The 10,886-nt window shown below is 68.8% G+C and carries 12 protein-coding genes; 2 read left to right on the top strand and 10 right to left on the bottom strand.

Going from position 1 to position 10,886, the window contains the following annotated elements; translation table 11 throughout:
• Window positions 1-155: 155 nt before the first annotated feature.
• The 9 genes from G1H11_RS24755 to rimP form a co-directional block, all read right to left on the bottom strand.
• A complete protein-coding gene (locus tag G1H11_RS24755; protein ID WP_163821355.1) occupies window positions 156-1,136 on the bottom strand; it encodes a bifunctional riboflavin kinase/FAD synthetase in 981 nt (326 codons plus the stop codon).
• A 124-nt stretch (window positions 1,137-1,260) separates the two neighbouring features.
• Window positions 1,261-1,740 carry a MarR family winged helix-turn-helix transcriptional regulator gene (locus tag G1H11_RS24750; protein ID WP_163821353.1) on the bottom strand — a complete coding sequence of 160 codons (480 nt, stop codon included), beginning with the start codon at window positions 1,738-1,740 and terminating at the stop codon, window positions 1,261-1,263.
• Between the two features lie 13 nt (window positions 1,741-1,753).
• A complete protein-coding gene (truB, locus tag G1H11_RS24745; protein ID WP_163821352.1) occupies window positions 1,754-2,632 on the bottom strand; it encodes a tRNA pseudouridine(55) synthase TruB in 879 nt (292 codons plus the stop codon).
• A gap of 50 nt (window positions 2,633-2,682) precedes the next feature.
• On the bottom strand, window positions 2,683-3,132 hold the full coding sequence (gene rbfA / locus G1H11_RS24740; protein ID WP_163821350.1) for a 30S ribosome-binding factor RbfA: 450 nt from the start codon (window positions 3,130-3,132) through the stop codon (window positions 2,683-2,685).
• Window positions 3,125-3,466 carry a DUF503 domain-containing protein gene (locus tag G1H11_RS24735; RefSeq protein ID WP_163821348.1) on the bottom strand — a complete coding sequence of 114 codons (342 nt, stop codon included), beginning with the start codon at window positions 3,464-3,466 and terminating at the stop codon, window positions 3,125-3,127. The genes rbfA and G1H11_RS24735 overlap by 8 nt, the downstream gene beginning before the upstream one ends.
• Entirely contained in the window at window positions 3,466-6,405 is a 2,940-nt protein-coding gene (gene infB / locus G1H11_RS27335) for a translation initiation factor IF-2 (RefSeq protein ID WP_163821347.1), read from the bottom strand. Before infB ends, G1H11_RS24735 begins: the two co-directional genes overlap by 1 nt.
• 144 nt (window positions 6,406-6,549) lie before the next feature.
• Window positions 6,550-6,828 (bottom strand): YlxR family protein, encoded by a 279-nt coding sequence (locus tag G1H11_RS24725; RefSeq protein ID WP_163821345.1) that lies wholly within the window; start codon window positions 6,826-6,828, stop codon window positions 6,550-6,552.
• 95 nt (window positions 6,829-6,923) lie between these two features.
• The gene (gene nusA, locus G1H11_RS24720) at window positions 6,924-7,928 is read right to left on the bottom strand and encodes a transcription termination factor NusA (protein WP_163821344.1); all 1,005 of its coding nucleotides are present in this window, start codon (window positions 7,926-7,928) and stop codon (window positions 6,924-6,926) included.
• A gap of 7 nt (window positions 7,929-7,935) precedes the next feature.
• Window positions 7,936-8,412 (bottom strand): ribosome maturation factor RimP, encoded by a 477-nt coding sequence (rimP, locus tag G1H11_RS24715; RefSeq protein ID WP_216844125.1) that lies wholly within the window; start codon window positions 8,410-8,412, stop codon window positions 7,936-7,938.
• A 134-nt stretch (window positions 8,413-8,546) separates the two neighbouring features.
• Between rimP and G1H11_RS24710 the strand changes: the two genes are divergently transcribed.
• Both G1H11_RS24710 and G1H11_RS24705 read left to right on the top strand, forming a co-directional pair.
• Complete coding sequence (locus G1H11_RS24710) at window positions 8,547-9,107, top strand: hypothetical protein (protein ID WP_163821340.1); 561 nt, start codon at window positions 8,547-8,549, stop codon at window positions 9,105-9,107.
• Window positions 9,104-9,649 (top strand): ferritin-like domain-containing protein, encoded by a 546-nt coding sequence (locus tag G1H11_RS24705; protein WP_163821338.1) that lies wholly within the window; start codon window positions 9,104-9,106, stop codon window positions 9,647-9,649. Before G1H11_RS24710 ends, G1H11_RS24705 begins: the two co-directional genes overlap by 4 nt.
• Here G1H11_RS24705 and G1H11_RS24700 read toward each other — a convergent pair.
• A complete protein-coding gene (locus G1H11_RS24700; RefSeq protein ID WP_216844124.1) occupies window positions 9,600-10,568 on the bottom strand; it encodes a DMT family transporter in 969 nt (322 codons plus the stop codon). The two genes, G1H11_RS24705 and G1H11_RS24700, sit on opposite strands and share 50 nt — an antisense overlap.
• Window positions 10,569-10,886: the final 318 nt, after the last annotated feature.

Genomic DNA, 10,886 nt, shown 5'->3' with positions numbered 1-10,886 from the left:
CAACCGACCCCGCAAAACCCTGAGCTGGAAAACCCCAGCCGAAGCACTCAACAAGCTACTCTCAGAACCATTCAATCCACCCGGTGTTGCACTCACCACTTGAATCCGCCAGGGCTGCAGGCATGGTAGAGCACGAGAAGACATAGTTAACATGATCATTTAGGCGGTGGCGAGGTGAGGAGCGCCTGGGCGGCCCGCACGTCGGAATGCATCGTCGTGATCAGCTCGTCGACCGAGTCGAAACGCAGCGTGGGACGCACCCGGTCCACGAACTCGACGACTACTTCGTCGCCGTAGAGGTCGAGGTCGGTGCGGCCGATCACGTAGGACTCCACCCGGCGAACCTGTCCGTCGAACGTCGGGTTGGTGCCGATGGAGATCGCCGCGGGCAACCGGCCCGACGGCACCGGCGCTTTGCCCGCCGTCCGGGTGAGCCACCCCGCGTACACGCCGTCCGCAGGGATCATTCCGCTGCTGTCCTCGGACATGTTCGCGGTAGGAAACCCCAGCTCACGGCCACGCGCGTCGCCTCTCACGACGTGTCCGCGCATCCGATGCGGACGGCCGAGTATCCGCGCGGCGCCCGCGACGTCACCCGCGGTGAGGAGTTCCCGCACCCAGGTCGACGACCAGCGACGATGCTCCCCGCTAGCCTCGTGCGACGGGCTGGCGTCCTCGATCACCTCGACGGAGAAGCCGTACCGCTCACCCAGCGCCAGCATCGTGGCGAGGTCACCCGCGTTCTGCCAGCCGAAGCGGACGTCACGCCCAATTACGACGGTCGCTGCCCGCAGGCCGTGCACCAGGTAGCGCTCGACGAACTCCTGCGGCGACTGCCTGGCGAACTCCCAGGAGTACCGCTGCACGAGAACCGCGTCCAGGCCGGTCTCGGCGAGCAGCTCCAAGCGATCCTTCACCCCGGTGATGAGCTCCGGGGCGTGCTCCGGCCGGTGAAGCCGCAGCGGATGCGGGTCGAACGTCACCGCGACCGCGTGCGCGCCCACGGCGCGCGCGTCGCCCACCATTCGGGTAAGCACTCGCCGGTGCCCCAGATGAACCCCGTCGAAGTTGCCGATGGTGACCACCGACGGGCCGAACCCGGACGGGACCTGGCCCAGATCGGTCCAGCAGTGCACGTGCGCTCCCCCGGAGGTGTGGTCAGCGATGGTCTGGCGGGTTGAGCCACCAGCGTGACATTATCCCGGATCGCGCGCGAAACCGGCCACGCGGCCCGCCGCGCCGGCACGGGCACGAGCCGTGTCAGACCGGATGGTCCTGCCCCTTGCCCAATACCGTGCCGACCGACTCATTCAGCTTCCCCACCAGGGCGACGAGGCGCTCGACGTCGGACTCCGCCCACGGCTGGAGGGCGGTACGCAGCCACTCGCCGCGGGCTACTCGGAGCCGGAACACCATGTCGCGACCCGCGTCGGTGATGTGGATCAGCCGCGCACGCTTGTCATCAGGATCGGTGACCCGCTCGACCAGTCCCAGCGACTCCAACTGGGCGATCTGGCGGCTCACGGTGGACTTGTCCAATCCGAAACGCTCGGCCAGGTCCCCGCCCCGTACGCCGGAGCCCGCATCATGGACCGCTCCGAGCAGCCCGTACGCAGGCGCCTCCAGGCCGTCGTCGACCTTGCGCGCCAAGGTGACGGACATCCATCGCAGCCGCCGCCACAGCAGGGTGAGCTCGGCGTCGAGCCGCTGATGCGGCTGCGTGGGTTCCTCGCTGCGCATGCGATGCCCGGCTCTACCCGACGAAGACCGCGAGGTACTTGGCTCGCGGCCCGCGATCCTCGACCAGGGACAGGAGGACGCCGTCCGGCCCGAATACCGCCACGGGGCCCGGCCCCATGTCTGTCCGCGCCAGCGGCGCCCCGTGTGCGACCATCCGGGCGGTGGGCTCATCGACATCGAGCCGGGGGAAAGAGAGAGCAGCCGACTCCTCCAGTGAGATAGGCGCCCAGCTCTGCTCCAGGTGGTCGAGCGTACGGGCCTGTTCCAAGCTGTACGGGCCGACCCGCGTACGGCGCAGTCGGGTCAGATGCCCACCCACCCCCAGGGCCACGCCGATGTCTCGCGCCAGCGCCCTGATGTAGGTGCCCGACGAGCAGTCGACCACGACCTCCACGTCGGTGAACGGACCTTCACGGCGGATATCCACCGCGTCGAAGCGGCTGACCGTCACCGTCCTGGCCTTCAGCTCGACCTCTTCACCGCTGCGCACGCGCTGATAGGAGCGGACACCGTCCACCTTGATCGCCGACACCGCGCTGGGGACCTGCCGGATCTCGCCAGTCAGCATCTCCATCTCCGCACGGATCGCCGCCTCCTCGACCCTTGATGCGTCGGCCTCGGCCGTGATGTCACCTTCGGCGTCGTCGGTGACGGTACTGGCACCCAAGCGAATCGTGGCCTGGTAGCCCTTCTCGGTGAGCGCGAGGTGGCCCAGCAGGCGCGTCGCCTTGCCGACCCCAACCACCAGGACCCCGGTGGCCATCGGATCCAGCGTGCCGGCGTGACCCACCCGGCGGGTGCCGGCCAGTCTCCGCACCCTGCCGACAACGCCGTGCGACGTCATGTCCGCGGGTTTGTCCACGACGACGAGGCCGTCCTTATGAGCAGTCATTGACCACGCTCACCTTTCCTGCCGCCCCCACCCATATGCGTTGTGACGATCTACGAGGTTGCCGGCTCGCCCTCGTCGTCGTCATCGGCGGCCCGATACGGGTCCGGGTCGCCGGCGTACTCCGCCGCGGCCGCCGCCTGCGCGACCTCCTCGTCCGAGGCGCGCGCCGTACGCAACAGATCCTCGATGTGTGCGACGTTCTCCGGCACCGCGTCGGCGATGAACTCGATGGTCGGCGTGAACCTCACGCCGGTCTGGCGGCCCACCTCGGAGCGGACCAGGCCTTTGACCCGTTCCAGCGCCACGGCGGTGGCGGTGCGCTCCGCCTCGTCGCCGTAGACCGTGTAGAAGACCGTGGCTTCACGCAGATCGCCGGTGATGCGGGCGTCGGTGACCGTCACGAATCCCAACCGGGGATCCTTGACACGGCGCTCGAGCGTCTCCGCCGCGATCTCACGGATCCGGTCCGCCAGTTTGCGGGCACGCGCCGGGTCAGCCATCTCGTCCTCCTTCGTGAGCCGCCGTCGCCGATCCCGACGGCTCGTCTTCATCCGAACGCAGTCGATACCGAGCTGAGAGCAGCTCGATCTCGGGGCGATCCGCCACCAGGCGCTCGACACTATCGAGAACCGTCCGGCAGTGGGCCGCGTCCGCCGCCACCATGGCAACGCCGATCTCAGTACGCCGGTACAGGTCGAGATGGCCGACTTCTGCCACGGCGACCTCATGCCGCCGTCGTACGTCCGCGATGATCGGACGTACGACGGCGCGCTTCTGCTTCAGCGACCGGACATCACCGAGCAAGATGTCCAGACGCAGGGTCGCGACGAACATCAGCCGCGGGGCTTCTCCTTCATCTCGTAGTTCTCGATGACGTCACCCACCTGGATGTCGTTGTACGAACCCAGGCTGATACCGCACTCGAAGCCCTCGCGAACCTCGGTGGCATCGTCCTTGACCCGCTTGAGCGAGTCGATGCTGAGGTTCTCCGCCACGACGACGCCGTCCCGGATGAGCCGGGCCGCCGCCCGCCTGCGCATGAGGCCACTGGTGACCATGCACCCGGCGATGTTGCCGACGCGGGACGAGCGGAACACCTCGCGGATCTCCGCCGTGCCGAGCTGGGACTCCTCGTACTCCGGCTTGAGCATCCCCTTCAGGGCCGCCTCGATCTCCTCGATGGCCGAGTAGATCACCGAGTAGTAGCGGATCTCGACGCCCTCGCGGTCCGCGAGATCCTCCACCTGCCGGTTCTGCGGGCGGACGTTGAAGCCGATGATGATGCCCTCGTCGATCGAGGCCAGGTTGACATCGTTGGCGGTGATGGCGCCGACGCCGCGGTGGATGATCCGCAGATCGACCTCCTCGCCGACGTCGATCTTCAACAAGGCGTCCTCGAGCGCTTCCACCGAGCCGGAGACGTCACCCTTGAGGATCAGGTTGAGCGTCTGGACCTTGCTCTCGGCCAGGAAGCTCTCCAGGGTGACCCGCTTGCGGGCCCTGGCCAGAGCGGCGTTGCGCTCCATCGCCTCACGCTTCTCGGCGATCTGGCGAGCGGTGCGGTCGTCGTCGGCGACGAGGAACTTGTCGCCCGCCCCCGGCACGGCCGTCAGACCGAGAACCAGCACCGGACGCGACGGCCCGGCCTCCTCGACCGGCTTGCCGTACTCGTCGAGCATCGCCCGGACCCGGCCGTAGGACTGACCGGTGACGATGGCATCACCCGGGCGAAGCGTGCCGCGCTGTACCAGCACGGTCGCCACTGGGCCGCGGCCCTTGTCCAGGTGACCTTCGATAGCGACGCCTCGGGCGGCCATCTCCGGGTTCGCCTGGAGCTCCAGCGTCGCGTCGGCCGTGAGGATGACCGCCTCGAGAAGCTTCTCGATACCCATGCGCTGCAACGCCGAGATGTCGACGAACATGGTGTCGCCGCCGTACTCCTCGGCCACCAGGTTGTACTCGGTCAGCTGCTGCCGGATCTTGTCCGGATTCGCGCCTTCCTTGTCCACCTTGTTGACCGCGACCACGATCGGCACGTTCGCCGCCTGGGCGTGGTTGAGCGCCTCGATGGTCTGAGGCATCACGCCGTCGTCCGCCGCGACCACGAGGATCGCGATGTCGGTCACCTGGGCACCACGGGCACGCATGGCGGTGAACGCCTCGTGACCAGGTGTGTCGATGAAGGTGATGGCGCGGTCGACGTCGTCGTGCTCGACGTGGACCTGGTAGGCACCGATGTGCTGGGTGATACCACCGGACTCACCGCTGACCACGTTGGCGTTACGGATCGCGTCGAGCAGCTTCGTCTTACCGTGGTCGACGTGACCCATGACGGTCACCACCGGCGGCCGCGCAGCGAGAGCCTCGTCCTCGCCCTCGAAACCGAAGTCGATGTCGAAGGACTCGAGCAGCTCGCGGTCCTCGTCTTCCGGCGAGACCAGCTGGATGTCGAAGCCCAGTTCGCCACCGAGCACCTGGAAGGTGTCTTCGTCGACGGACTGAGTGGCCGTGACCATCTCGCCGAGGCCGAACAGCACCTGCACCAGTTGAGCCGGGTCGACATCGATCCGCTCGGCGAAGTCGGCCAGCGACGCGCCGCGAGGCAACCTGATGGTCTGCCCGTTGCCGCGCGGGAGCCGCACACCGCCGATTGTCGGTGCCTGCATGTTGTCGAGCTCTTGGCGCTTCTGACGCTTGCTCTTACGGCTGCGCGCCGGCTTGCCGCCGGGGCGACCGAACGCACCTGCCGTGCCGCCACCGCGGCTACGACCACCCGGGCCAGGGCGGCCACCGAATCCGGGACCGCCGCCACCGGGACGGCCGGTGCTCAGACCGCCGCCACCACCAGGACGACCTCCGCCGCCGCCACCACCGGGACGGCCACCGCCGCCGCCACCACCGGGACGGCCACCGCCGCCGCCACCACCGGGACGGCCACCGCCGCCGCCACCACCGGGACGACCTCCGCCGCCGCCACCAGGGCGACCCCCGCCGGGGCTCTGCGGGCGAGCGGGCATCATGCCCGGGTTGGGGCGTGGCCCACCGCTTCCGGCCGGCGGGCGAGGTCCGGCCTGTCCGCCGCCGTCGCGGCGGCCGCTCGGTCGCTGCATGCCGGTGGAGCTGCCGGAACCGTACGGATTGTTACCCGGCCGCGGGCCACCGGGGCGAGGCCCGGACGGGCGCTGGCCCATACCGGTGCTCTCTCCGCCGAACGGGTTGTTACCCGGCCGCGGACCTGCCGGACGAGGTGCCCCCGGACCCGGCTTCGGGCCGGGTTGCTGCGCGGGGCGTTGCTGCGCGGGGCGCGGCGCGGCCTCCGGTGCTTCGCTCGGCTTGTCAGCAGGCTGCTCCGGCACGGCGCCTGGAGGCGTCGGCCGGGGCCGGGGGGCTGGCTTCGCCGCGGGCGGCGCAGGCGGCCCGGGGCGAGGTGCGGCCCCCGGAGTGGCCTGTGGAGCCGCTGGGCTTTCCGGCGGCGTGAGTGTGCGCTGGGTTTCTGGTGCCGCTGGCGCGGCCGGCTTGGCGTCTGCCGGACGCGGCGACGCGGAGGCATCAGCCGACCGCTTTACCGCGCCACCGGATGCCGGCGACTTCTTCGCCGGCTTGCCGTCGCCCGTGGACGAGGCGAATGCTTCCCGCAATTTGCGGACGACTGGGGCCTCAACGGTCGAGGACGCCGACTTGACGTACTCGCCGAGGTCTCCCAACTTGCCGAGGACGTCTTTGCTCGATACTCCGAGCTCTTTGGCAAGTTCATGTACCCGGACCTTTGCCACTGCTCTCCTTCTCGGTCCGGGCACGGAGGCTCGGACCGGCTAGGTGGTGTGCGTGCTCATCTTTGCGTGCTCATCGAACGCTCGTGAGAGTCACGTCGTGTCTCCTTCTTCCTGGCCAGTAGGCCGATCCAGAACCATTCCGGTTCAGCCTTTCGAGCCCCGATCAGGCTCCTGTACTACGTCGAGCCACCGCTGTACCACACTAACGCCGACCGGTCTCGAGAGCCGCAGGGCCCGCGAGAACGACCGCCGCCGGGTGGCGATGTCGAGGCAACCCGGATCGAGGTGAAGATACGCACCTCTACCGGGAAGCCGGCCGCCGGGGTCAGGCACCAGTACGGGTTCCGCACCGGACTCGTCCGCGACGACTCGCAGCATTGCAGATTTCTCCGCGCGTGAACGGCACCCCACACAGGTACGCATAGGTTTCCGTTCGGACGCACGGGCCTCCGCCGTCATAGCTTACCGTCTTTCTCGCCGGTTGCTGAATCGCCCGCTCTCCGCTTCGCCCGGCGACGCTACTCCTCGCCCTGCCCCACCGAGGTAGCCGGTGTATCCGGCTGGGTGTCAGGGCGGATGTCGATACGCCATCCGGTCAGGCGGGCGGCAAGCCGGGCGTTCTGTCCCTCGCGGCCGATGGCCAAGGACAGTTGGAAGTCCGGCACCGTCACCCGAGCGGATCTCGCTGCCTCGTCGACGATCTCGACGCTTTGCACCCTGGCCGGCGACAAGGCGTGCGCGACCATCTCGGCAGGATCCTCCGACCAGTCGACGATGTCGATCTTCTCGCCGTTCAGCTCGGTCATGACCGAGCGCACCCGCGCGCCCATGGGCCCGATGCAGGCGCCCTTGGCGTTGACTCCTGGAACCGTGGATGTCACGGCGATCTTGGTACGGTGGCCCGCTTCCCGGGCAATGGCGGCGATCTCGACCGTTCCGTCGGCGATCTCGGGAACCTCGAACGAGAACAGCTTCTTGACCAGGTTGGGATGGGTACGCGACAGCGTCACAGAAGGTCCGCGATAGCCCTTGCGGACCTGCACGACATAGCACCTGATCCGGCTGCCGTGCTCGTACCGCTCGCCCGGCACCTGCTCGGCGGCGGGCAGCGTCGCCTCGATACGGCCCAGATCCACCTGTACGGCACGCGGATCGCTGCCCTGCTGGATGGTCCCCGACACGATGTCGCCCTCTTTGCCGAGGAACTCCCCGAAGTTGGCCTCGTCCTCGGCGTCCCGGATCCGCTGCAGAATCTCCTGTTTGGCCGTGGTGGCCGCGATCCGGCCGAAGCCGGCCGGGGTGTCGTCCCACTCGCGCAGGACGTTGCCGTCCTCGTCGGCCTCCCGCGCCCACACGGTGACGTGACCGGTCTTGCGGTCGAGGACCACACGCGCCTCGGGCTGCGACTGCTCCGAGCGCTGGTATGCCAGGAGCAACGCTCGTTCTATCGCCTCCACCACCCGGTCGAAGGGGATGTCCTTCTCTCGCTCCAGTGCACGGAGTAAAGCTAGGTCGATATCCACGTCACACTCACCCCGTCTCGGCGTCTGCGACGCGATTGAACTCGATTTCGACCCGCGCCTTGGCGACGTCGGCGTAGGGAATCTCCTCGACGGAGCCGTCCACGTCCAGCTCGGCCGCACGATCAGCGGCTGAACGCACGCGACCGGTGATCTCACTGCCGTCGGCACGCTTCACCCGGACCAGCCGCCCGGTGGCACGGGACCAATGCCGCGGCAGCGTCAACGGGCGCGAAACGCCTGGCGAGCTGACCTCAAGCGTGTACGGCGTCTCACCCATGGCATCGGAGTCGTCGAATGCAGCCGAGATCAACCGAGAGACCTCCGCGCAACGGTCCAAGTCCACGCCGCCATCGGCGTCAACGACGATCTGCACCCGGCTCCGGCGCCCGGCCTGGCCTACTTTGAGCTCTTCGAGATCCAGTCCTTCGCCGTCAACGATCGGCTCGACGATCTTCTGAAGGAGGTCACGATCCGCCGGACTCACACGCACCCTCCTCACTCTCGAGTTATCCGGCACGACATACGCCGGTCATGATGCCCACCATACATGCAGCGATACGCCCTCGAGAGACCAAAGCGCCTCGCCGGCACGGCGATGTCGTCGGATACTGTTGCCCGGTGAATGACAGGCTGACGCCGCCTCGCAGACGTATCCTCGCGGCGCTCGCCGGAGTACCGCTGCTGAGCCTTACGCTCACCGGATGCACCGGCACACCCCCGGGAAAGCGCACCTTGCGGGGCGCCGGTGAGGAGGCAGACGCGCGAGTGCGGTGGCACGCCGCCCGGACCGAACAGAACCTGCTCGTCCTGCACGCCGCGACGATCGCCCGGCATAGCGAGCTCGAAGACGCCGTCGAGCCGTTCAGTTCCCACCACCGGCAGCACGTCGATGCCCTTGTCGGTGACGGGCCGCTGCCCCTGCTGGCCCGCCTGGACGTGATCGGGTCCGCTGACACCGGAGGCGACGTGCTCGGCCGCCTCGAAAGACTCGACGCTGAGCTCCCGGAGGTTCCCGACGACCCCGGCCAGGCGCTCACCGCCGTCCGCGCGGCCGAGCTCGCCGCCTCCGAAGCCCATCTCACCGACTGTCTCGAAGCCTCGAGCCCCCGGCTTGCGGCGCTGCTCGCCTCGGTCGCCGCCGCCGAGGCGGCCCACGACGCCGGTCTGGGAGCACGATGAACGCCACACCCGAGGTCACGTTCGAGCCCACACCCGGCAGCACGGCTGACGGCACAGCCGGGGACACCCCGGAGGCCACACCCGCTTCTGACGACCCAGCGGTCTCGGACCAGGTAATCGCGGCCACGCAGGCGGCGCTGGCCGGCGAGCACGCCTGCGTGTACGGATACGGCGTCGTCGGCGCCTATCTGTCCGACGACGCCCAGACGGCGGCGCGGGAGGACCTCGCGGCGCACGAGTCGCAGCGCGACCTACTCCGCGGGTACCTGTCGGCGCTCGACGCGGTGCCCGAGGCCGCGTCGCCCGCCTATGCCTTGCCCTTCACGGTCGATGACGCCGCCTCCGCGCGCGCATTCGCCGGCGAGCTGGAGGACCGGCTGGCGGCCGTGTACCTGGACCTCGTGGCGAGCGGGCCGGGACTGGATCTGCGCCGAATGGCTGCGGATGCGCTCGTCGCCTCCGCCCTGCGACGTCGTCGCTGGACCGGAGAAGTCAGCGCGTTCCCCGGCCTGGACGAGCGCGAGGGCGCACCCGGGGGGTGAACATCCCCGGCCCGGTGGCCACCGCTGTGATCGCGACACCGATGAGCAGTGCACCGAGCATTTGGGACGCGCCGAGCCGCTCGTGCAGGAACAGCGCCGCTAGGCTCGCCGCGGCCAGAGGCTCCAGCAGCGAGATCAGGGCCGCTGACCCGGGGACCACGGAGCGCAACCCACGGAAATACAGCACGTATGCCAGAGCGGTAGGAACCAGCCCCAGGTAGAGCAGCAAGGTCACCGTCTCCACGTCGAGCTCTACCGCCACCCGGCCGGCAGCAGCCGCGGCCGGCAATATGACGAGGCCACCGAGGACGAACGCGAGCCCGATGGTGGGCAGCGCGCCGACACCGTCCACACGCCGCGCTCCGAGCATGGTGATGGCAGCGAAACCCCCGGCCGAAGCCAGCGCGGCCAGCGCACCGGCCGGCGCTGTCCCGGCGCCGTCGACGCCCGGTCCGTCGACCAGCAAAACCAGCCCTATCAGGGCGATCGCGACGGCTGCTGCCGTGCGGCGCGCAGGCAGTCGTCTGCCGACGAAGCTCTCAGCGGCAACCACGAGGACCGGTGCCGCCCCGAGAGTGATCAGTGTCGCCACGCCCACCGACGTGAGCTCAACGGCGACGAAGTAGCAGCTTTGATACCACGCGGCGAGCAGGCCGAGCACGCCCAGCCGCCGGAGGCTGTGCCGTCCGAGTGGCAGGTTGCACAACTGACCGGTCACCAGCAGCCACACGACGACGAGGCCACCGCCAACAGCCAGGCGGCAACCGGCCACGGCGAAGGAGTCGATTCCGGAACGACTGATGAGCAGAGCACCCGACAGGCCTCCGGTCCCCCAGAGGAGGCCAGCCCCCGCTACCAACAGCAGATCGGTCCGAGACGAGTTCGAGGCGGATGAATTACCAGTACGAATGGGTTCCACGTAAGCTCCCGCGAAGAATGAGGCGTGATGGTTCGCTGGAGCGGGACGCGAAGATCCGCGGCGTGGTCAGACGCCGACTAAGTTCAGCACAAAAAAATCGCCGGCCATCTTCAGACGGAGGCCGGCACGCGACTGCGCGCCCCGCTTAGGAGCGCGGCGGAGGAGTGATCGGGAACGTCCTGTGCATGGATGTCAGGATACGCGAATGCTCATGCACCTGTGCGACCAGCCCGGTGACCGGCGGATCACACCGGCGCCCCGGGCATGACACCTGCTCCCCGCCGGCAAAGGCCGGGCACCAGGCATAACGCCGGCGCC

It is taken from the genome of Phytoactinopolyspora alkaliphila (assembly GCF_010550695.1).
GTDB classification, from domain to species: domain Bacteria; phylum Actinomycetota; class Actinomycetes; order Jiangellales; family Jiangellaceae; genus Phytoactinopolyspora; species Phytoactinopolyspora alkaliphila.
This window is presented reverse-complemented; position numbering and strand designations above follow the sequence as displayed.

Excerpts from the sequence above, each read along its gene's own strand:
- G1H11_RS24750 (WP_163821353.1), bottom strand. The coding sequence starts at position 1,740 with ATGCGCAGCGAGGAACCCACGCAGCCGCATCAGCGGCTCGACGCCGAG.
- truB (WP_163821352.1), bottom strand. The coding sequence starts at position 2,632 with ATGACTGCTCATAAGGACGGCCTCGTCGTCGTGGACAAACCCGCGGAC.
- rbfA (WP_163821350.1), bottom strand. The coding sequence starts at position 3,132 with ATGGCTGACCCGGCGCGTGCCCGCAAACTGGCGGACCGGATCCGTGAG.
- G1H11_RS24735 (WP_163821348.1), bottom strand. The coding sequence starts at position 3,466 with ATGTTCGTCGCGACCCTGCGTCTGGACATCTTGCTCGGTGATGTCCGG.
- G1H11_RS24725 (WP_163821345.1), bottom strand. The coding sequence starts at position 6,828 with ATGCGTACCTGTGTGGGGTGCCGTTCACGCGCGGAGAAATCTGCAATG.
- G1H11_RS24705 (WP_163821338.1), top strand. The coding sequence starts at position 9,104 with ATGAACGCCACACCCGAGGTCACGTTCGAGCCCACACCCGGCAGCACG.